At 75.6% G+C, this 23,465-nt stretch carries 6 protein-coding genes (1 of these 6 running past the window's edge); 4 read left to right on the top strand and 2 right to left on the bottom strand.

Annotated features, from left to right (window positions below; all coding sequences use genetic code 11):
• Positions 1–17: 17 nt before the first annotated feature.
• The 4 genes from BOQ63_RS04985 (at position 18) to BOQ63_RS04970 (ending at position 7,735) form a co-directional block, all read left to right on the top strand.
• Positions 18–5,300: a type I polyketide synthase gene (locus BOQ63_RS04985; protein WP_454130613.1), complete on the top strand. Its 5,283-nt coding sequence runs from the start codon at positions 18–20 to the stop codon at positions 5,298–5,300.
• A gap of 61 nt (positions 5,301–5,361) precedes the next feature.
• On the top strand, positions 5,362–6,339 hold the full coding sequence (locus BOQ63_RS04980) for an ATP-binding cassette domain-containing protein (protein WP_030557702.1): 978 nt from the start codon (positions 5,362–5,364) through the stop codon (positions 6,337–6,339).
• On the top strand, positions 6,336–7,202 hold the full coding sequence (locus tag BOQ63_RS04975) for an ABC transporter permease (RefSeq protein WP_232543197.1): 867 nt from the start codon (positions 6,336–6,338) through the stop codon (positions 7,200–7,202). The genes BOQ63_RS04980 and BOQ63_RS04975 overlap by 4 nt, the downstream gene beginning before the upstream one ends.
• Before the next feature lie 119 nt (positions 7,203–7,321).
• Positions 7,322–7,735 carry a GNAT family N-acetyltransferase gene (locus BOQ63_RS04970; RefSeq protein ID WP_360329283.1) on the top strand — a complete coding sequence of 138 codons (414 nt, stop codon included), beginning with the start codon at positions 7,322–7,324 and terminating at the stop codon, positions 7,733–7,735.
• 124 nt (positions 7,736–7,859) lie between these two features.
• Here BOQ63_RS04970 and BOQ63_RS04965 read toward each other — a convergent pair whose 3' ends face one another.
• On the bottom strand, positions 7,860–8,720 hold the full coding sequence (locus tag BOQ63_RS04965) for a N5-glutamine methyltransferase family protein (RefSeq protein ID WP_051835652.1): 861 nt from the start codon (positions 8,718–8,720) through the stop codon (positions 7,860–7,862).
• A 227-nt stretch (positions 8,721–8,947) separates the two neighbouring features.
• Positions 8,948–23,465, bottom strand: partial view of a type I polyketide synthase gene (locus BOQ63_RS04960; RefSeq protein ID WP_465398211.1) — the final stretch only. The gene runs 16,220 nt beyond the window's last position; 14,518 of the gene's 30,738 nt are visible here — the last part of the coding sequence; the start codon falls outside the window, past its right edge; its stop codon occupies positions 8,948–8,950.

The following is a 23,465-nucleotide window of genomic DNA, read 5'->3' as shown; positions in this document are numbered from 1 at the left end:
CGAACCCGGGAGTGAAGGTGTCCGTCCACAGCGATGACTACGCGATCGATCCGGCTGCCGGGGCTCCCGGGGCCCTGGGCGGGCACACCCTGCCCGGGGTCTTCGCCGCGGCCGTACGGCGCGCTCCCGACGCCGTCGCGCTGGTGGACGGCGAACGCGAACTGACGTGGCGTCAGTGGCGTTCCGAGGTCGCCGCGCTGGCCCGGGCGCTCCAGGACCTGGGCACCGGCCCGGGCGACGTGGTCGCGGTCCAGCTGCCCAACTGCTGGGAGTACCCGACCGCGCACCTGGCCGTGGCCACGATCGGCGCGGTCATGCTGCCGGTGCACGCCGGCTACGGGGCCGCCGACGTACGGGCGCTGCTGGGCCGGGTGGACCCGACCGCCGTCCTGCTCGCGCCGGAGGCCGCGGACACCGCCGAGGCGCTGGCGGCCGCCGTACCCTCGCTGCGGGCGGTGCTGGTCGCGGGGGACGTCGCGGAGGACCGAGCGGGAACGGGCACGGCGGACCGCGCGGGAGAGGTGGCGGGGCGCCCGGCGGCGCTGCCGCCCGGGGTGCGCTCGCTGGCCCGGGCGATGGCCGAACGGGCCGGGCGGGAGCCGCACCCGGTCGAGGTCCGGCCGGACCAGCCACTGGTCGTGCTGCCCTCCTCCGGCACCACCTCGGCCCGGCCCAAGATCTGCCTGCACAGCCACGACGGGCTGCTCTCCAACACCGCCCCCGTCGCCGAGGAGGGCGGTGAGGCCTTCGCCGGGGCGATCCTGACGGCCTGTCCGCTCACCCACCTGTTCGGCCTGCAGTCGCTGCACACCGCGCTGTTCCGGGCCTGCCGGCAGGTGCTGCTGCGCTCCTGGGACCCCGAGCGCTTTCTCGCCCTGGCCCGGCGCACCGCGCCGAGCGCGGTCTTCGCCGTCCCGGCGCAGCTGTACGACGTCGTCGCCGCGCTGGCCCGCGGTGGGCGGCCGGCCGGCTTCCGGCCGCAGCAGGTGCGCACCGCCGGGGCGGCGATCCCGGCCGCGCTGGCCGCCGACGTCCGGTCGGCGCTCGGCGGCGAGCTGGTGGTGGTCTGGGGCATGTCCGAACTGGGCACCGGCACCCGCACCGCGCCGGGCGACCCGGCCACGGCGCGCGGGGTCGGCCGGCCGACCCCCGGCGCGCGGCTCCGGGTCGTCGGCGAGGACGGCTCGGAACTGCCGGCCGGCGAGGCCGGTGAACTGCAGTACCACAGCCCGAGCATGTTCCGCGGCTACCACCGGGAGCCCGAGCTGACCCGCGCCGCGATCACGGCGGACGGCTGGCTGCGCACCGGCGACCGGGCGAGCCTCGGCCCGGACGGCCGGCTCTCCTTCCACGGCCGGTCGGCGGAGCTGATCAACGTGGGCGGCCGGAAGTTCGACGCCACCGAGGTCCAGGAGCTGCTGGCCGCCCTGCCGGGCATCGGTCCGCTGGCCGTCGTCGCCCGGCCGGACGAACGGCTCGGCGAGATCCCCTGCCTGGTGCTCACCCGGCGGGCCGCCCCGGGGATCGGCCTGCGGGCCGTGACCGCCTACCTGCAGGGGCGCGGGGTCGCCGACTACAAGATCCCGCTGGAGCTGGTGACCGTCGACGAGCTGCCGCGCACCCCGGCCGGGAAGGTCCACCGGCGCGGGCTGGAGCAGCTGGTGGCGCCGGAGGAACCCGTGGCGCCCGGCTCCGGGGCGCCCGGGCCCGGGGCGCGGCCGTCCGCCGGGGCCGTGCCGGAGGGCGCGCCGCCGCTCGGCTACGGTGCGGCACTCGACCTCGTCCGCGGCTTCGCCGCCGAGGTGACGGGCCGTGGACCGGCGGACCCGCCGATCGGCCCGGACACCGCGTTCCGCGCGTACGGACTCGACTCCGTGCGCACCATCCGGCTGCGCAACCTGCTGGTGGAGGCCACCGGCCGGGCGCTGCCGGTCAGCCTGGGCTTCGACCACCCCACTCCGGCAGCCGTCGCCCTGCTGCTCTCGGGCTCCGCCCCCGAGCGGGCGGAGGAGGAGCCCTGGGCGGCCTCCGAGGAGCCGGTGGCGATCGTCGGGATGGCCTGCCGGCTGCCCGGCGGCATCGCCTCCCCGGACGACCTGTGGGCGCTCCTCGCCGAGGGCGCCCACACCGACTCGGCGTTCCCCGCCGACCGCGGCTGGGACCTCGACGGCCTGTTCCACGACGACCCGGAGCACCCCGGCACCTCCTACGTCCGCCGGGGCGGATTCCTGGACGGCGCCGGACGGTTCGACGCCCCCTTCTTCGGCTTCTCCCCGCGCGAGGCGGTCGCCGCCGATCCTCAGCAGCGGCTGCTGCTGGAGACGGCCTGGGAGGCGCTGGAGCACGCCGGCATCGACCCGACCGGACTGCGCGGCAGCCGCACCGGGGTGTTCACCGGCGCGATGTACCACGACTACGGCGCCGGCGCCCCGGCCGAGCTGGAGGGGCTGCTCGGGATCGGCACCGCCGGCAGCGCGCTGGCCGGCCGGATCTCGTACTCCTTCGGTCTGGAGGGCCCGGCGCTCACCGTCGACACCGCGTGCTCCTCCTCGCTCGTCGCGCTCCACCTCGCCTGCCGCTCGCTGCGCTCCGGCGAGTCCTCGCTCGCGCTGGCCGGCGGCGTCGCGGTGATGGCCACCCCGGCCCCGTTCACCGAGTTCTCCCGGCTGCGCGGGCTCTCCCCCGACGGCCGCTGCAAGTCCTTCTCGGACGACGCGGACGGCGCCGCCTGGGCCGAGGGCGTCGGCCTGCTCGTGCTGGAACGGCTGAGCGACGCCCGGCGCAACGGACACCCGGTGCTCGCCCTGGTGCGCGGCTCCGCGGTGAACCAGGACGGCGCCTCGAACGGCATCACCGCACCCAACGGCCCCGCGCAGCAACGGGTGCTCCGGCGCGCGCTCGCCGATGCCGGGCTCGGGCCGGGCGACCTGGACGCCGTCGAGGCGCACGGCACCGGGACGGCCCTGGGCGACCCGATCGAGGCCCAGGCGCTGCTCGCCGTCCACGACGGCGCGCGCCCGGCGGACCGGCCGCTGTGGCTGGGGTCCGTCAAGTCCAACCTCGGGCACACCCAGGCCGCGGCCGGGGTGACCGGGGTGATCAAGACGGTACAGGCACTGCGGCACGGCCTGCTGCCGAGGACGCTGCACGTCACCGAGCCGACCACCCGGGTGGACTGGTCCTCGGGCGCGGTCCGGCTGCTGACCGAGGACCGGCCCTGGCCCCGGGAGGCCGGCCGGGTGCGGCGGGCCGGGGTGTCCTCGTTCGGGATCAGCGGGACCAACGCCCACGTGGTGCTGGAGGAGGCGCCGCCCGGGCCGGACCGCACCGGGCCGGCGGCCGACGGCGGCCCGGTGCCGGCCGCGTCCGACGACCGGGCCGAACCGGACTCCGCGAGCCGACCGGTGCCGTTGACGCTCTCCGCACGCGGCGAGCGGGCCCTGCGGGAGCAGGCCGGGCGGCTGGCCGCGCACCTCGCCGCCCACCCCGGGCTCGCCCTGCCGGACCTCGCCCACGCGCTGGCCACCACCCGTGCCGTGCACCGGGACCGGGCCCTGCTGGTCGGCGCCGACCGGTCCGAACTCGTCGACGCACTGGAGAGGTTCGCCGCCGCCGAGCCCGGTCCGGTGGCACCGGCGACGGGCCGGCGGGACGGCGGCGGTCGGCTCGCCTTCGTGTTCGCCGGCCAGGGCAGCCAGCGGCCCGGCATGGGGCGGCAGCTGTCGGCCGACCACCCCCGGTTCGCGGCCGCGCTGGACGAGGTGTGCGCCCTGCTCGACCCGCTGCTGGCCCGGCCGCTGCGCCCGGTGCTGTGGGAGGAGCCGGAGGCGCTCGACCGCACGGAGTTCGCCCAGCCCGCGCTGTTCGCCCACGAGGTCGCGCTGTACCGGCTGCTGGACTCCTGGGGCGTCCGGCCCGACCTGCTGGCCGGGCACTCGGTCGGCGAGATCGCCGCCGCGCACGTGGCCGGGGTGCTGTCGCTGCCGGACGCCTGCGCGCTGGTCGCCGTGCGCGGGCGGCTGATGCAGGCCCTCCCGGCCGGCGGCGCGATGCTCGCCGTCCGGGCCACCGAGGACGAAGTCCGGCCGCTGCTCGGCGAGTCGGTCTCGCTCGCGGCGGTGAACGGGCCGTCCTCGGTGGTCGTCTCGGGCACCGAGGACGCGGTCGCGGCGATCGAGGCCCGGTTCGCCGACCGGAGGACCACCCGGCTGCGCGTGTCGCACGCCTTCCACTCCGCGCTGCTGGAACCGATGCTGGCCGAGTTCCGGGCCGTGGTCGAGGGATTGGCCTTCGCCGCTCCCGCCGTGCCGCTGGTCTCCGGGGTCACCGGACAGCCGCTGACCCGGGAGCAGGCCCTGGATCCCGGCCACTGGGTCAGCCAGGCCCGCCGACCCGTCCGGTTCCGGGACGCCGTCGAACGGCTGCGCACCGAACGTGTCGACGCCTACCTCGAACTCGCCGCGGGCGCCGCGCTGGCGCCGATGGTCGGCGAGTGCCTGGCCGCCGGGGGCGCGGGGCGGTCGACCGGGGACGCGGGCGCCGCCGTACTGACGACCGCGCCGGCGGACCAGGCCGACGAGACCCGCTCGCTGCTGGCCGCCGTCGGCCGGCTCCACCTGCACGGCGTTCCGGTGGACTGGGACGCCGTGCTGCCCGGCGCCCGGCCGGTGCCGCTGCCGACGTACCCGTTCCAGCGGCAGACGTACTGGCTGGCGGCCGCAGCGCCCTCGCCGTCGGCGCTGCCCGTCGTGGTGCCCGCGCCGGACGGTCCGTCGGCCGCGCTCCCCGGCCGGCTGGCGGCGGGCGGCCCGGCCGAGCGCGACGCCGTGCTGCGCCGGCTCGTCCTCGCCGAGACCGCGGGCGTGCTCGGCCGGTCCCCCGCCGAACTGGACCCCGCTCAGCCCTTCGCCGCCCTCGGCGTCACCTCCGTCAAGGCGATCGAACTGCGCGAGCGGATCGCCGCGGCCACCGGCACCGTGCTCCCGGCCACCCTGGTCTTCGACCACCCGTCCCCGGACGCCGTGGTCCGCGCCGTCGGAGCCCACCTCGACGGAGGCCCCGGGCGGCCGCACACCACGGGTGAACTGGTGGATCTGCTGGCCGAGTTGCTCACCAGCGGCGCGACCCTCGAACCGGCCGACGCCACCCGGCTGCGCGAGCTCGCCCGCCGCGGCGCGGCGGCCGGCGGGGCCGCGCGCCCGGACGCCGGCTCCGGCTCCGGCGCCGGTACGGGCCTCGGCACCGACCTCGGCACGGCCACCGACGACGAGCTGTTCCGCCTCATGGACGCCCTCGACTGACACCCGTCACGAGCGGCTCACCCGACCTGTCCGACCACCACCGCCCTACGGAGAACCGGCCATGACCCCCACGCCCCCGGGCGCCGACGACCCCGTGATCGAGGCGGTCGACGTCGGCATGACCTTCGGCGACGTCCGCGCCCTCGACTCGGTCAGCCTCACCGTCCCCCGGGGCAGCGTGCTGGCCCTGCTCGGCCACAACGGGGCCGGCAAGACCACCCTGGTCAACGTCCTCACCACCGCCCTGCCACCCACCACCGGCCGGGCCAGCGTCGCCGGGTACGACGTCCGCGACCGGCCGGCCGAGGTCCGCCGGCGGATCGGCCTCACCGGCCAGTACGCCACCGTCGACGGACGGCTGAGCGGCCGCGACAACCTGCTGCTGCTCGCCGGGCTGCTCGGGGCCGGACGCCGCGCCGGCCGGGCCCGGGCCGACGAACTGCTCGGCCTGTTCGACCTCGGACACGTCGCCGACCGGCCCGCCCGCGGCTACTCGGGCGGGCTGCGCCGCCGCCTCGACCTGGCCGCGAGCCTGGTCGGGCGGCCCGAGGTGGTGTTCCTCGACGAGCCGACCACCGGGCTGGACCCGGTCAGCCGGCTCGGCCTGTGGGAGATCGTCGAGGGCCTGGTCGCCGAGGGCACCACCGTGCTGCTCACCACCCAGTACCTGGACGAGGCCGACCGGCTCGCCGACTCCATCACCGTGCTCTCCGGCGGCACCGTCGTCGCCGACGGCACCCCGGCCGAGCTCAAGGCCCGGGTCGGGCGGCGCACCGTCACCCTCGTCCTGGAGCCCTCCGACGACCCGGACCGCGCCGTCCGGGCCCTGCGCGAGGCCGGCTTCGCGCCCGCCACCGGGGGGAAGGGCACCGCACTGGTCGTCCCCATCGAGGCCACCCGCGAGGTCGCGGCGGTGGTCCGGGCGCTCGACGGGGTGGGGGTCGAGGCCGCCGAACTGACCTTCGGCGAGCCCGGCCTGGAGGACGTCTACCTCGCCCTGGCCCACCGCCCCGACCGCTCGGAAGGACCCGCCCGGTGACCACCCCGACCACCCCGGCCAGCAGCCTCGACACCGGCCGCCCGCCCCGCACCCCGATGCCCACCGCCCCGGCCTGGCGGGGCAGTTCGCGGCCGACCCAGGTTCGTATCCTCACCGGGCGGTCGCTGCGCGCACTCGTCACGGACCCGGCCGTGCTGCTGTTCGGCCTGCTCCAACCCGTCATCACTCTGGTGGTGCTCTCCCAGGTGTTCAGCCGGATGGGCCTGCCCCCGCACTTCCCGCCCGACGTCACGTATCTCGACTTCGTCCTGCCCGCCGTCCTCGTGGACAACGCGGTGCAGTCCGCCGTCCAGTCCGGGGTCGGGCTCGTCGAGGACCTCCAGAACGGCATCGTCGCCCGGCTGCGCTGCCTGCCCGTCGCCCCGGGCTCCCTCCTGCTCGCGCGCAGCCTCACCACCCTGGTGCGCGCCGCGGTGCAGGCCGTGATCATCCTGCTGCTGGGCACGCTCCTGCTCGGCTACCACCCGCGCGGCGGGGCGGGTGCCGTCGCCGCCTCGATCGGGCTGACCCTCTTCATGAGCTGGGCGCTCGGCTGGCTCTTCATAGCCGCGGCCGCCTGGCTGCGCCGGGCCGAACCCATCCAGAACCTGGCGATCATCGCGGTGCTCCCGCTGATGTTCGCCTCCAGCGCCTACGTCCCCACCGCCGACCTCCCCGGCTGGCTGGCCGCGGTCGCCCACGTCAACCCGCTCACCTACGCGATCGACACCACCCGCGCCCTGGCCCTCGGACTGCCCGGCACCGGCTCCGCCGGGCCGGCCCTGCTGCTCGGCGCAGCCGTGGCCGGGCTCGGTGCCTGGCTGGCGGCGCGTGGCTTCCGCCGGCCGCTCACACCGCGCTGACGGCACCCCGCCCGCGCACGGGAAGTCGGACCGGCCGACTTTCCCGTGCGCGGGTGTGTGGGCACCGGGGGACGGAAACCGGGCGACCGCGGCCGCGAGGTCATGGCAGGCTGCCCCGCATGGTGATCAACGATGCGTCGCCGACCGCCGGTGAGGTCCTGACGGTCCGTCCCGGTCTGACGGACGCCGAGCTCAACGAGCTGTTCGGAGCGGCCTGGCCGGATCACCGGCCGACCTCCTTCGCCCCGGTGCTGTCCCGCAGCCTGACCTGGATCGCGGCACGACGGGCCGGCCGGCTGATCGGATACGTCAACGTCGTCGGTGACGGCGGCGCGCACGCCTTCGTCCTGGACACCACCGTGCACCCGGACGAGCGCCGGCGGGGGCTCGGGGTGCGCCTGGTGCGGGCGGCCGCCGACGAGGCCAGGGCGTGCGGCGCGGAGTGGCTGCACGTCGACTACGAGCCGCACCTGGAGTCCTTCTACGGCGAGTGCGGCTTCCGGCCGACCGCCGCCGGCCTCCTGCGGCTCTGAACCGTACCCCGGGGCGCTTGCGGCGGGGCCGGGGGCGCCTGCGGCGGGGCCCGGCGTCCGGCGCCCCGACCGGCACCACGGCGCGGCCTCCTGACGGCTCCGCGGCCCCCGGCGCCGGCCCGGGTCAGGAGGCCGTCCGCACCGCGGACGAGTAGAGCGGCCAGCCGTCGTGGTCGGGGCGGCAGGACACGTCGGCGAAGCGGCCGGACTCCCGCAACAGCCCCGGGACCGTCGCGCCGTGCAGGTGGCCGTGCTCGACCACCAGCACACCGCCAGGCCGCAGCAGACCGGCCGCCGCCTCCACCACCTGCCGGACCACCCGCAGGCCGTCGGCGCCGCCGAACACCGCCTGCCGGGGCTGGTAGCGGCCGAACTCGTCCGGCACCTCTGCCGCGTCCGGCATGAACGGCGGGTTCGCGAGCACCAGGTCGGCCCCGGCCGCCAGCCCGGTGAGGGCGCCCGCCCGGGCCGCCTCCCCCTCGTGGACGGTGACCTCGGCGTCCCCGAGCGCGGCCCGCCGGGCCGCGTTGCGGCGGGTGAAGTCCACGGCGACGGGATCGAACTCGACCGCGTGCACCCGGGCGTCCGGCCGCGCGTGGGCGAGTGCCAGCCCGATCGCGCCGGAACCGGCGCACAGGTCCACCACCGTCGGCCCGGCGATGCCCTCGACGGCCTTCCGACCGGCCGCCAGCACCAGCTCACTGTGTACCCGGGGCACGAACACCCCCGGTCCGACGGCGAGTTCGAGGCCGGCGAAGACCACTCGCCCGGTCAGATGGCCGAGCGGGACACCGTCGGCTCTGCGGCGCACCAGCTCGCGCAGCCGGCGCACCGCCCGGCCGTCCAGCGGCCGTGCCGGATCCAGCCCGTCCGGCTCCGCCCCGAGCACCCGCGCGGCCAGCTCCACCACCTCCCGCCGGGCCGCCGACCGCGCCACACCCCGCAGGGCCGGCTCCGCCTCGTCGAGCAGGTCCCCGAGCACCATCGGTCCCATCGTTGCCTCCCGGCCGTGTGGAGCGACGTCCGCCGCCGCACGATGCCGCCCACTGTGCGGCCGGTGGCGCTAGGTGAGCTCCCAGAACTGGCGTCCGGACGGGCGGGGGCACGATGCGGCGCCGCTCACCGCCGACCGACGGTCGGCCGCCGTGGGCGCAACGGAGATCGCGGGAGCCCACCGAGTGGGCTCCCGCGACGGGAAGGGCGGCGGACCGGTCAGTCGGACAGGCCCAGTTCGTTGTCCAGCAGCTCGAACATCTCGTCGTCCGAGGCCGTGTCGAAGTCGAAGGCCCCCGGGCCTGCGGGCCCGGCCGCGGCGGCGCTCCCGGCGGCGAGCCACTTCGAGCGCAGCACGTCCAGGCGGGCGGCCACCTGGTCGAACAGCTCCTGGTCCGCTCCCTCGGCCTCGCCCGCGCCGAACGCCTTCTCCAGCCGGTCGAGTTCGGCCAGGATCGCGGCCGGCCCGGCGGTCGGTTCGGGTGCCAGGCCGAGCCGGTCGAACAGATGCTCGGCCAGGTCCGCGACCGTCGGGTGGTCGAAGACCAGGGTGGCGGGCAGTCGCAGGCCCACCAGCGAGCCCAGGCGGTTGCGCAGCTCGACGGCCGTCAGCGAGTCCAGGCCGAGGTCCTGGAAGGCCCGCTGCGGGTCCACCCCGGACGGATCGGTGTGCCCGAGGACGGCGGCCACCTGTCGGCGGACCGCCTCCAGCAGCGCCTCGCCCCGCTCGGTGCCCGGCAGTTCGGACAACTGTCGGACGAACGCGGCGCCGCCGCCCGGCACACCGTCCGCACCCGCGGCCGCACCGCGCCGCACCGGCATCCGGACCAGTCCGCGCAGCAGGGGCGGGAGCTCGCCGCGCTGCCGCAGGGCGGCCGGGTCCAGTCGCAGCGGCAGGACGACGGGCTCCGGGCCTGCCGTGGTGGCGTCGAAGAGCGCCAGTCCCAGGTCCGGGGTGAGCGGCGGCAGGCCGGCCCGGGCCAGGCGTTCGGCCTCGGCCCCGGTGAGCGCGCCGGTCATGCCGTCGCCACCGGTCCACGGGCCCCAGGCCAGCGAGACCGCGGGCAGGCCGAGGGAGCGCCGGTGCCGGGCGAGCGCGTCCAGGAACGCGTTGGCCGCGGCGTAGTTGGCCTGGCCCGGGTTGCCGAGCGTCCCGGCCGCCGACGAGAACAGGACGAAGGCGGTGAGGTCCAGGCCCTCGGTGGCGCGGTGCAGGTGCCACGCGGCGTCCGCCTTCGGGCGCAGGACTCCGGAGATCCGCTCGGGCGTGAGCGAGCCGATCGTCCCGTCGTCCAGGACGCCCGCGGTGTGCACCACCGCACGGATGTCGTGCCTGGCGAACAGGCCGGTGACGGCGGCCTCGTCGGCCACGTCGCAGGCCTCCACCACCGCTTCGGCGCCCATTTCGGCCAGCTCGGCGACCAGCTCGGGCACGCCGTCGGCGGCGGCGCCGCTGCGGCTGACCAGGAGCAGGCCGCGCACGCCGTGCTCGGCGGCGAGGTGCCTGGCCACCAGACGGCCCAGGCCGCCGGTGCCGCCGGTGATCAGCACGGTGCCCTCGGTGGGCCAGCTCGGCGGCGTGCTCGCGAGCTCCTCCTGGACCAGCCTGGCGGCGAACAACTCGCCTCCACTCAGCAGGAGTTGCGGCTCGTCGATGGCTGCGACGGCGGGCCGGAAGCCGGTCTCGCCGGGGGCCAGGTCGAGCAGGCCGAACCGGCCCGGCTCCTCCGAGGCCGCCGATCGCACCAGGCCCCAGGCGGTGGCGGCGGCGAGGTCGTCACCGGACACCGCGCCGCGCGTCACGAAGACCAGCCGCGCGGCGGCGAACTCGTCGTGCGCGAGCCAGGTCCGCACCAGGTCCAGGACCTCGGCCGCCCGGTCGTGCACCGACTCGGCGCCGCCGGCGGGGAGTTCGGTGAACACCACGGCGGGCAACTCGGAGTGCCCGGCGAGCGCGGCCAACGCCTCTGCGGTCGGCTCGACCGAGAGGAAGGGGGTGTCCGGGTCGGTCCGGTCCGAGGTGGCGGCCGCACCGGTGGAACCGGTTGCGGCGGCGGTGCCGGTTGCAACGGCGCTGCCGGTTGCGTCGGCCGGCAGTGGCACCGGCACCCAGTCGACGCGGAACAGCGCGTCATGACCGGCCGGGCGGTCGACGGCGCCCAGCTGCTCGGCGGTGACCGGCCGGACCGTGAGCGAGCCCACCGACGTCACCGGGCGCCCGTCGGCGTCGACGGCGGCCAACGCCAGTCCGCCGGATGCCGACGGCGCCAGCCGGACCCGGAGCGCCGACGCACCGGAGGCGTGCAACGCGACGTCCTCCCAGGCGAACGGCACCCCGGCCCCGCCCTCGCCCTGCCCGCCACCCGCGGCGAGCGTGTGCAGGCAGGCGTCGAACAGCGCCGGGTGAAGGCCGAAGCCCGCACCCTCGATGCCCTCGGGCAGGGCGACCTCGGCGAACACCTCGTCACCGCGCCGCCAGGCCGCCCGCAGGCCCCGGAACGCCGGTCCGTAATCGAAGCCGGCCTCGGCCAGCCCCTCGTAAAGACCGCTCAGATCCATCTGCTCGGCACCGGCCGGCGGCCACACCGAGGTGTCGAACTCCACCGGCGCCGCACCCGTCCCCAGGATGCCGCTCGCGTGCAGGGTCCAGGGCTGCAGGCCGCCCGAGCCCGGACGGGAGTGCACGGTCACGGGCCGTCGGCCCGCGTCGTCCGGCGCGCCGACGGCGAGCTGGAGCTGTACGGCGCCCGTCCCCGGAAGAACCAGCGGCGCCGCGAGGGTCAGTTCCTCGACCCGGTCGCAGCCGACCTCGTCACCCGCCCGGACGGCCAGCTCCACCAGCGCCGTCCCCGGCACCAGGACGGAGCCCAGGACGACGTGGTCCCCGGCCCAGGGGTGCGAGCGGGTCGACAGACGGCCGGTGAACAGGACGCCGTCGCTGTCGGCCAGCTCCAGCGAACCGGTGAGCAGCGGGTGCTCGGCGGTCCTGAGGCCGGCGGACTCGACGCCCCGGCCGACGGGCAGCCCGGTCGGCCAGTAGTCCCGGTGCTCGAAGGCGTAGGTCGGGAGCTCCGCGAGGTGCCGACCGGCTCCGGCGAGCAGGGCGCGCCAGTCGACGTCGGTGCCGTGGACGTGGAGCCGGGCGAGGGCTTCCACGAAGGTCGCTTCCTCGGGGCGGTTGCGGCGCAGGGCCGGGGCGGTGACGGTGTCGTCGGCCTCGGGCAGCGCGTTCGCGGTGAGGGCGGTGAGGACGGCGTCGGGGCCCAGTTCGAGGTACCGGCGGACGCCCTGGTCGTGCAGGGTGCGGAGGCCGTCGGCGAAGCGGACGGTCTCGCGGACGTGGCGCACCCAGTAGTCCGCGTCGGTCGTGCCGGTGACCAGCTCCCCGGTCAGGTTGGAGACCAGCGGGATCGACGGCGCACGGTAGGTCAGGCCGTCGAGGACCTGCCGGAAGTCGTCCAGCATCGGGTCCATCAGCGGGGAGTGGAAGGCGTGCGAGACCCGCAGCCGGCTGGTCCTCCGCTCGGCGAAGTGCTCGCCGAGCGCCTCCACGGCCTCCTCCGCGCCGGACACCACCACCGAGGTGGGCCCGTTGACGGCGGCTATCGACACCTCGTCGTTCAGCAGCGGCCGGACCTCCTCCTCCGTCGCCTCGATCGCGAGCATCGCGCCACCGGAGGGCAGCGCCTGCATCAGCCGGCCACGGGCGGCCACGAGGGTGCAGGCGTCGGCCAGCGAGAACACCCCGGCCACGTGCGCGGCGGCGATCTCACCGATCGAATGCCCGGCCACGAACTCCGGCCGCACCCCCAACGACTCCACCAGCCGGAACAGCGCCACCTCCACCGCGAACAACCCCGCCTGAGCGAAGTCCGTCCGGTTCAGCAGCTCCGCGTCCGCACCCCAGACGACCTCCCGCAACGGCAGGTCCAGCTCCGCACAGACCGCGTCGAAAGCCTCCGCGAACACCGGGAAGCGCTCGTACAACTCCCGGCCCATACCAAGCCGCTGCGAGCCCTGCCCGGAGAACAGGAAGGCGTGCTTGCCCTCCGAAGCCACCCCCCGGGCCACCTCCACGCCGTGCACCAGCACCGCCCGGTGCCCGAACCGCGACCGGCCCGCCAGAGTGAACGCCACATCTGTGAGCGGGAGTCCGGCTGCTCCGGCACACCGGGCCAGCTGGAGGTCCAGCGCCGCCTCCGACTTGGCGGACACCACCCACGGCACCAGGCCACCGGCCTCGGTGGCCTCCGGGTCCGCCACCGGATCGGGCTGTTCCAGGATCAGGTGCGCGTTGGTGCCGCTGATCCCGAAGGAGGACACGCCTGCCCGGCGCGGGTGACCGGTGGCCGGCCACTCCGTGCGCTCGGCCAGCAGTTCCACCGCGCCCGCTGTCCAGTCCACGTGCGAGGAGGGCTGGTCGATGTGCAGTGACTTCGGCAGCGTGCCGTGCTGCATGGCCAGCACCATCTTGATCACACCAGCGACACCGGCCGCCGCCTGGGCGTGCCCGATGTTCGACTTGATCGAACCGAGCAGCAGCGGCAGTTCACGGTCCTGCCCGTACGTCGCCAGCAGCGCCTGCGCCTCGATCGGGTCACCCAGCGTCGTCCCGGTCCCGTGCGCCTCCACCGCGTCGACCTCGGCCGCCGACAGCCCCGCGCTCGCCAGCGCCTGCCGGATCACCCGCTGCTGCGACGGACCGTTCGGCGCCGTCAGACCATTGGACGCACCGTCCTGGTTCACCGCACTGCCCCGCAGCACCGCCAGCACCCGGTGACCGTTGCGCCGGGCATCCGAAAGACGCTCCAGCACGACCATGCCCACGCCTTCGCCCCAGCCGACCCCGTCCGCCGCCTCCGCGAAGGCCTTGCTGCGGCCGTCGGCGGCCAGACCGCGCTGCCGGGAGAACTCGACGAACGTCGCCGGGGTGGACATCACCGTCACACCGCCGGCCAGCGCCAACGAGCACTCACCGCTGCGCAGGGCCTGGGCGGCCAGGTGCATGGCCACCAGCGAGGAGGAGCAGGCGGTATCGACCGTCACCGCCGGGCCTTCCAGACCGAGCGTGTAGGAGACCCGGCCCGAGGCCACGCTCCCCGCACTGCCACTGCCCTGGTAACCCTCGAACTCACCACCGCCGAGCAGGCCGGCATAGTCGGCGTACATCACGCCCGCGAACACACCGGTACGACTGCCCCGCAACGTCACCGGGTCGATACCCGCCCGCTCGAACGCCTCCCAGGACGTCTCCAGCAGCAACCGCTGCTGCGCGTCCGTCGCCAACGCCTCCCGCGGACTCATCCCGAAGAAGCCCGCGTCGAACGCGGCCGCCTCGCGCAGGAACCCGCCGGTGCGGGTGTAGGAGGTGCCGGTGTGGTCCGGGTCCGGGTGGTACAGCGACTCGACGTCCCAGCCGCGGTCCGCCGGGAAGTCCGACACCGCGTCCAACCCGTCGGCGACCAGCCGCCACAGGTCCTCCGGTGAGGCGACGCCTCCGGGGTAGCGGCAGGCCATGCCGACGATCACGATCGGGTCGTCGGACGGCGTGGTCACCACCGCCGGGAGTTCCGTCGTCCGCTCGGTGCCGAGCAGGCCGTCCAGCAGGAAGCCGGCCAGGGCACGGGCGGTCGGGTAGTCGAAAACGACGGTCGCCGGGAGCTGGAGCCCGGTGACCGACCGCAGCCGGTTCCGCAGCTCCACCGCCGTCAGCGAGTCGAAGCCGAGGTCCTGGAACGCCCGGGAGGGGTCGACCGTCGCCCGGCTCCGGTGGTCCAGCACCAGCGCGATCTGGTCACGCACCAGGTCGAGGACGGCTTCGTGCCGGTCCTCCGCGCCCAGGCCCGAGAGCCGCCGGGTCAGGTCGATCGCGGCGGGGGCCGAGGCCGCCCGACGCACCGGTGTCCGGACCAGGCCGCGCAGCAGGGCGGGGACCTCGCCCCGGTCCCGGACCGCGGCCAGGTCGAGCCGGACGGGCAGGACGGCCGCTTCCGCCGCGCCGACTGCCGCGTCGAACAGCGCCAGCCCGTGCTCCGGGTCGAACGGCGGCACTCCCGCGCGGGTCATCCGCACCCGTTCGGCTTCGGTGAGGGTGCCGGTCATGCCCGCCACCCCGGACCACGGACCCCACGCCAGCGACACCCCCGGCAGACCCAGCGCACGCCGGTGCACCGCCAACGCGTCCAGACAGGCATTGCCCGCCGCATACGCCGCCTGCCCCGCACTGCCGAACGTCCCCGCCATGGACGAGAACAACACGAACACATCCACACCCTCGGCCGCCCGGTGCAGATTCCACGCCGCATCCGCCTTCGGACGGAGCACAGCACTGACCCGGTCAGGAGTCAGCGAGCCGACCACCCCGTCATCGATCACCCCGGCCGCGTGCACCACCGCACGGATCTCGTGCCGGGCGAACAGACCCGCCACCGCCGCCTCGTCCGCCACATCACAGGCCTCGACCACCGCCCGCGCGCCCAGCACCTCCAACTCCGCCAGCAACGCCCCCACACCCTCGGCCTCCGCACCCCGGCGGCTCACCAACAACAGACGGCGCACACCGTGCTCACCCGCCAGATGCCGGGCGATCACCCGACCCAGACCACCCGTCCCACCGGTCACCAGGACCGTGCCCTCACCCGGCCACACCACCGGCACCACCGCCGGTTCCGCCCGCACCAGCCGAGCCGCAAGGACCTCGCCCTCCCGCACCAGCAACTGCGGCTCGTCCACACCCAACGCGGACGCCGGCAACTCCTCCTCCCCCGCAAGATCCACCAGACCGAACCGACCCGGCTCCTCCGAAACCGCCGACCGCACCAGACCCCACACGACAGCAGCGGAAAGATCCGTGCCGTCCACCGCACCACGCGTCACGAACACCAACCGCGAAGCCGCGAACCGCTCCTCCGCCAACCAACCCTGCACCCACTCCAGAGCCCACGCCGACCGCTCGTGCACCCCACCACCGGCCACCGACCGCACCACCACCACCGGCGGCACCTCACCCGGCACCTCCGCCAGCGACCCGACCTCCACAAACGACCCGACAACCGGCACCACCGGCTCCACCGGCACCCAGTCCACCCGGAACAGCTCGTCACGGCCCACCCGCGGTGCGGCCGCGAGCTGCTCGGCCGCGATCGGCCGCACCGCCAGCGCACCGACCGACGCGACCGGCCGTCCCTCGGTGTCGGCGATCGCCAGCGACACCGCACCGGCCGCCGTCCGGGTCAGCCGGACCCGGACCGCCGACGCGCCCGCGGCGTGCAGCGACACCTCCTTCCAAGCGAACGGCACCCCGCCGGCCTCCCCCTCGGAACCGGCCAACGCGAAGCCGTGCAGACAGGCATCGAACAGCGCCGGGTGCAGACCGAAGCCCGCACCCTCGGTACCCTCGGGCAGGGCCACCTCGGCGAACACCTCGTCACCGCGCCGCCAGGCCGCCCGCAGGCCCCGGAACGCCGGACCGTAACCGAACCCGGCCCCGGCCAGCCCCTCGTAAAGACCACTCACGTCCACCGCCTGCGCACCGGCCGGCGGCCACGCCGAGGCATCGAACGCCATCGGCGCCGCACCCGCGGCCAGCACGCCGCTCGCGTGCAGGGTCCACACCGGCGCCGGGCCGCTGTCCGCCGTGGAGTGGATGCCGACGGCGCGGCGGCCGGACGCATCCGGTTCGGCCACCCTCACCTGGAGGCGGACCGATCCCTCCGCCGGCAGGACCAGCGGCGCGGCCATGGTCAGTTCCTCGACCCGGTCGCAGCCGACCTCGTCCCCGGCCCGGACGGCCAGCTCCACCAGCGCCGTCCCCGGCACCAGCACCGAGCCCAGCACCACGTGGTCCGACAGCCAGTCCTGTGACCGGGCGGACAACCGGCCGGTGAACACCATCCCGGCCGCGTCGGCCAGTTCGAGCGAGCCGGTGAGCAGCGGGTGCCCGGCGTTCGCCAGCCCGGCGGACTCCGCCGTGGGGAGGAAGGCCGGGGCGTCCGTCCAGAACCGGCGGTGCTGGAACGCGTACGTCGGCAGGGCGATCCGCCGGGCGCCCGTCCCGGCGAGGAAGGCGGACCAGTTCACCGACGCGCCGAGCACGTGGAGCCGCGCCAGGGCGCCGACGAAGGTCCGCTCCTCCTCGTGTCCGCGGCGGAGCGTCGCGATCGGCTCGGTCTCGCCGTCGGACAACGCGTTCGCAGTCAGGGCGGTCAGGACGGCATCTGGGCCGATTTCGACAAAGCGTCGGACGCCGGCGGCGTGGAGGGTGCGGAGGCCGTCTGCGAAGCGGACGGTCTCGCGGACGTGGCGCACCCAGTAGTCCGCGTCGGTCGTGCCGCTGACCAGCTCGCCGGTCAGGTTGGAGACCAGCGGGATCGAAGGCGCGTGGTACGTCAGACCGGTGAGGACGGTACGGAACTCGTCCAGCATCGGGTCCATCAGCGGGGAGTGGAAGGCGTGCGAGACCCGCAGGCGACTGGTCTTCCGGTCGGCGAAGTGCGCCTCGACCGCCGCGACCACTTCCTCCGTGCCCGAAACGACCACCGAGGACGGCCCGTTCACGGCGGCTATCGACACCGACTCGCCCAGCAGCGGCCAAACCTCCTCCTCCGTCGCCTGCACCGCCAGCATCGCGCCACCGGAGGGCAGCGCCTGCATCAACCGGCCACGCGCCGCCACCAGGGTGCAGGCGTCCGCCAGCGAGAACACCCCCGCCACGTGCGCGGCGGCCACCTCACCGATCGAATGCCCGGCCACGAACTCCGGCCGCACCCCCAGCGATTCCACCAGCCGGAACAGCGCCACCTCCACCGCGAACAACCCCGCCTGAGCGAAGTCCGTCCGGTTCAACAGCTCCGCGTCCTCACCCCACACCACCTCCCGCACCGGCAGGTCCAGCTCCGCACACACCGCGTCGAAGGCCTCCGCGAACACCGGGAAACGCTCGTACAACTCCCGGCCCATCCCCAACCGCTGCGACCCCTGACCGGAGAACAGGAAGGCGCTGCGCCCGCTCGTGGCGACACCGGTCGGCGCCTGGCCGTCCGCGATCGCGCGCAGGCCGGTCCGCAGCTGTTCCGCATCGTCGCCGATCACGGCCGCCCGGTGTTCCAGCGCGGCGCGGGTCGTTGCCAGGGAGTACGCGACGTCCACCGGACGGGCGTCGCCCACGGCCGGGAGCAGGCGTTCGGCCTGCGCACGCAGGGCCTCCGGGGTCGCGGCGGAAAGCAGCCAGGGAACGGTCCCGGGGCCGCCCGGGGTCTCCGGGGCGGGATCGGCGGCCGGTACGGCCGGAGCCTCCTCGATGATCACGTGGGCGTTGGTCCCGCTGATGCCGAAGGAGGACACGCCCGCCCGGCGCGGCCGGTCGCCCGGGGCCCACGGCCGGCGCTCGGTCAGGAGCCGGACGGAGCCTGCCGTCCAGTCGACCTGTCCGCTCGGCTCGTCGACGTGGAGCGTCGACGGCAGCTCGCCGTGGTGCATGGCCAGCACCATCTTGATCACACCGGCCACCCCGGCCGCGGCCTGGGTGTGACCGATGTTCGACTTGATCGAACCGAGCAGCAGCGGCAGTTCACGGTCCTGTCCGTAGGTCGCCAGCAGGGCCTGGGCCTCGATCGGGTCGCCCAGCCGCGTGCCGGTGCCGTGAGCCTCGACCACGTCGACCTGGTCGGCGCCGAGGCGGGCATTGGCCAGGGCCTGCCGGATCACCCGCTGCTGCGAGGGTCCGTTCGGAGCGGTGAGGCCGTTGGAGGCGCCGTCCTGGTTGACGGCGCTGCCGCGGACCAGTGCCAGCACCGGGTGCCCGTGCCGCAGGGCGTCCGACAGCCGTTCGACGACCAGGAACCCGGCGCCCTCGGCGAAGCCGGTGCCGTCGGCGGCGGAGGCGAAGGACTTGCAGCGCCCGTCGGAGGCGAGCGCGCCCTGTCGGCCGAACTCTGCGAACACCCCCGGTGTGGCCATCACGGTCACACCGCCGGTGATCGCGAGCGAGCAGTCGCCCTGCCGCAGCGCCTGGACGGCCAGGTGCAGCGCGACCAGCGAGGAGGAGCAGGCGGTGTCCACCGCGACGGCCGGGCCCTCCAGGCCCAGCTTGTACGAGACGCGGCCGGCCACCACGCTGCCGTTGCCGTCGCTGCCCGGGTAGTCGTGGTACATCACACCGGTGAAGACCCCGGTCCGGCTGCCGCGCAGGCCGGTCGGGTCGATGCCCGCGCGCTCCAGGGCCTCCCAGGAGAGCTCCAGCGTGAGCCGCTGCTGCGGGTCCATGGCGAGGGCCTCGCGCGGGGAGATCCCGAAGAACTCGGGGTCGAACTCGGCGGCGCCGTCCAGGAACCCGCCCTCCAGGGCGTGGGCGGCGTCCTCGGCGCGGAAGGCGGAGAGGTCCCAGCCGCGGTCGGCGGGGAACGGCGAGATCGCGTCCGCGCCGGAGGTCACCAGGCGCCAGAGGTCCTCGGGGGTGCTGACTCCGCCCGGGTAGCGGCAGGACATGCCGACGATCGCGATCGGCTCGTGCCGGACGGCGCTCGGTGTCACGGCGCCCGCCGTCGCCTCCGTCTCCGTGTCCGTCTCCGTGGCGGTCGTGGCCGTGGCCGGGAGCGCGGGGCGGACCCGGTCGTCGGCGAGGTCGAGCAGGGCCTCGACCAGGCCCGCGTCGCGGAGCCGGCGGGTCGGGATCGACTGCAGGGCGGCGCGCACCTCGGCCTCTGCGCGGAGTCCGTCGCCGTTCGCGACCTCGGTCGCCGCCCCCAGCTCCGTGAGGATGAAGCCCGTGACCGCCTCCGCGTTGGGGTGGTCGAAGGCGAGGGTGGCGGGCAGCCGGAGCCCGGTGAGGCCGTTCAGCTGGTTGCGCAGGTCGGTCGCGGCGAGGGAGTCGAAGCCGAGTTCCTGGAACGCCCGGTCCGGTTCGATCGCGTCGCCGGACTCGTGCCCCAGCAGGGCGGCCACCCGGGCCCGGACGAGTTCGAGGACCGTCCGCCGTCGCTCGGCCTCCGGCAGCCCGGCCAGCCGGGCCGTGAGGTGACCGGTCGGCGCGGCCGGCAGCGCGTCCGCACGAGCCGCCGTCCGGCGGACCGTCGGGACCAGGCCGCGCAGCAGCGCCGGGAGTTCGTCGGTACGGGCGCGCAGGGCAGCCCGGTCGACCCGGATCGGGACGACGGCCGCACGCTCACTGCGCAGAGCCGCGGAGAACAGGGCCAGACCGGCCTCGCGGGTGAGCGGCGGAACGCCCTGGGCGGCCATCCGGTGGCGGTTCAGCTCCCGGAGGTGCTCGCCGAGGCCGGCGCCGACGTCCCACATGCCGTACGCCAGGGACGTCGCGGGGAGGCCGAGCGCGTGACGGTGGGCGGCCAGGGCGTCCAGGAACACGTTCGCCGCAGCGTAGTTGCCCTGCCCCGCGGTCAGCACCAGCCCCCCGGCCGAGGAGAACAGCACGAACGCGCTCAGACCCCGGTCCCGGGTCAACTCGTGCAGGTACCAGGCACCATCGGCCTTCGGAGCCAGCACGGCATCCATCCGCTCCGGCGTCAACGCTCCCACCAGGCCGTTGTCACCGACACCGGCCGCGTGCACCACCGCCGACAGATCCGGGATCGAGTCGACCAGCGCCGCCACCGCGGCACGGTCGGACACGTCACAGGCCCGGACCTCGGCCTCCGCCCCCAGCGCGGACAGCTCCGCCACCAGCTCCGCCGCACCTCCGGCCGCCGGACCGCGACGACTCGTCAGCACCAGCCTGCGTACCCCGCACTCCCCGGCCAGGTACCGGGCCACCACCGCACCCAGACCACCCGTACCACCCGTGACCAGCACCGTGTCACCCGCACCGACACCCAACGGTCCCTCCGGCACCGGCAACCGGACCAGACGCGGCACCAGCGCCACCCCGCCCCGAACCGCCGACTCCGGCTCGCCCGACACCACCACCTCACCATCCGTGTCCACCAGCGCGAACCGGCCCGGGTTCTCCGCCGACGCGGACCGCACCAGACCCCACACCGGAGCCTGCGCCACCCCCACCGGCTCACCCGCACGAACCGCCACCGCACCCCGCGTCACCACCACCAGGCGCGAACCCGCGAACCGCTCCTCCGCCAACCAGGTCTGGACGGCGGCCAGCACGGTGTGGACGTACGTGCGCACCGCGGCCGGGACGTCCGCAGCGGCCCCGGGGTCGGCCCGGCCGGGGTCGCCGCAGTCGAGGACGACCACGTCGGGCACGGGCTCCGCGGATGTGAAGACGTCCTCCCAGCGTGCCCAGGAATCCGACGCGGCGGGCGAGTCCGGCAGCTCCGACCAGTCGACCCCGTACAAGGGATCGGTCGAGCCCAGTTGCTCCGCGGACACCGCCCGGCCCACCATCGAGGCCACGGTCAGGACCGGGCCTCCCGTCGGGTCGGCGAGGTCGAGCCGCAGCCCGCCACCGTCCAGCCGGACGATCCGCACCCGCACCGCCGAAGCGCCGACGGCGCGCAGCGACACGCCGGTCCAGGCGAACGGGATCATCGTCTCCCGCTCACCCCCGACCAGGATCGCGGCGTGCATCGCCGCATCGAGCAGCGCCGGGTGCACCCCGAAGCCGTCCGCCTCGACACCCTCCGGCAGCGCGACCTCGGCGAACAGCTCGTCGCCACGGCGCCAGGCCGCGCGGAGCCCCCGGAAGGCGGGACCGTAACCGAACCCGGCCTCCGCCATCCGCTCGTAAGCACCCTCCACCGACAGGCCCTCCGCGCCCACCGGCGGCCAGACCGAGGCGTCGAAGGACGGCTCTCCGGGCGCCGCAACGGCCAGCGAACCCGACGCGTGCTGCACCCAGCCGGCCTCCGGATCACCGTCCGGCCGGGAGTGGATCCCCAACTCCCGACGACCGGCGGCGTCCGGCCCGCCGACCCGGACGTGCAGCTGGACGGCACCCTGCTCCGGCAGCACGAGCGGCGCGGCCAGCGTCAGCTCCTCCACCAGCTCGCAGCCCGTCTCGCCCGCGGCACGCAGAGCGAGCTCGACGAGCGCCGCGCCCGGCACCAGGACGGTGTCCAGGACCTGGTGGTCCGCCAGCCACGCGTGCGAGTCCAGCGACAGCCGTCCGGTGAGCAGGAAGCCGTCCGTGTGCGACAGGTCGACGGACGCCCCGAGCAGCGGGTGGGTGACGGCGCCGACGCCCACCGCGCCCAGATCAGCGAGCGGGGCCGTCGCGTCGAGCCAGAAACGGCGGTGCTGGAACGCGTAGGTGGGCAGCTCGACCGTCCGGGTGCCGCGGCCCGCGAAGAGGGTGGACCAGCTCACCTCCGCCCCGGCCGCGTGCAGCCGGCCGAGCGCGGCCGCCAGGCACGCCGACTCGCCCCGGTCCGCGCGCAGGGCGGGGACGGCACAGGTTCCGGTGGCATCCGGGTCGTCGAGGACGCCCTGCGCGAGGCCGGTGAGGACGGCGTCGGGGCCCAGTTCGAGGTACCGGCGGACGCCCTGGTCGTGGAGGGTGCGGAGGCCGTCGGCGAAGCGGACGGTCTCGCGGACGTGGCGCACCCAGTAGTCCGCGTCGGTCGCGCCGCTGACCAGCTCACCGGTCAGGTTGGAGACGACGGGGATCGAGGGCACGTGGTAGGCCAGCCCGTCGAGGACCTGCCGGAAGTCGTCCAGCATCGGGTCCATCAGCGGGGAGTGGAAGGCGTGCGAGACCCGCAGGCGGGTCGTGCGGCGGTCCGCGAAGTGCGTTTCGACCGCCGCGACCGCTGCTTCCGTGCCGGAAACGACCACCGAGGTGGGCCCGTTGACGGCGGCTATGGACACAGCGTCGTTCAGCAGCGGCCGGACCTCCTCCTCGGTGGCCTGTACGGCGAGCATCGCGCCACCCTCCGGAAGCCCCTGCATCAGCCGGCCACGGGCGGCCACCAGGGCGCAGGCGTCGGCCAGCGAGAACACGCCGGCCACGTGCGCCGCGGCCACCTCACCGATCGAGTGCCCGGCCACGAACTCCGGCCGCACACCGAGTGATCCGACCAGCCGGAACAGCGCCACCTCCACCGCGAACAACCCCGCCTGGGCGAACTCGGTCCGGTTCAGCAGCCCCGCGTCCTCACCCCACACCACCTCCCGCACCGGCAGCCCGAACCCCGCGCACACCGCGTCGAAAGCCTCCGCGAACACCGGGAACCGGGCATACAACTCCCGCCCCATGCCGAGCCGCTGCGACCCCTGACCCGAGAACAGGAACGCCGTCGCCCCACCGGCCCGGACCGAGGAGACCGCCACGCCGGGGAGGAGTTCGCCCCGGGCCAGCCCGTCCAGTCCGGCCAGTAGCTCGGCACGGTCCGCACCCAGCACCACCGCGCGGTGCTCCAGTGCCGCCCGCGTGGTCGCCAACGAGTGTGCGACGTCGGAAACCTCGAGTTCCGGACGGGAGCCGAGGAAGGCCGCGAGCCGACCGGCCTGGGCACGCAAGGCCTCCGGTGTCGCCCCGGCGAGCAGCCAGGGCAGCGGGTCCGGCCCCGTCGTGTCCGGCTCCGGCAGCTCAACGGCCGGTTCGGACGCCGGTGCGGGTACGAGGGCGGGCGCGAGCGCGGGCCCCTGCTCGACGATCACGTGCGCATTGGTCCCGCTGATCCCGAACGCGGACACGCCCGCGCGCCGGGGCCGGCCGGTCTCCGGCCAGTCCCGGGCCTCGGTGAGCAGCTCGACGGCGCCCTCGGACCACTCCACGTGCGGCGAAGGCCGGTCGATGTGCAGCGACTTCGGCAGCGTGCCGTGCTGC

The organism is Streptomyces viridifaciens, from assembly GCF_001888885.2.
GTDB lineage: Bacteria > Actinomycetota > Actinomycetes > Streptomycetales > Streptomycetaceae > Kitasatospora > Kitasatospora aureofaciens.
Note: the sequence above shows the minus strand (reverse complement) of the source record. Positions and strands in the feature narration are given on the sequence as shown.

Coding starts and splice junctions, on each gene's coding strand:
- BOQ63_RS04980 (WP_030557702.1), top strand. CDS start 5,362: ATGACCCCCACGCCCCCGGGCGCCGACGACCCCGTGATCGAGGCGGTC.
- BOQ63_RS04970 (WP_360329283.1), top strand. CDS start 7,322: ATGGTGATCAACGATGCGTCGCCGACCGCCGGTGAGGTCCTGACGGTC.
- BOQ63_RS04965 (WP_051835652.1), bottom strand. CDS start 8,720: ATGGTGCTCGGGGACCTGCTCGACGAGGCGGAGCCGGCCCTGCGGGGT.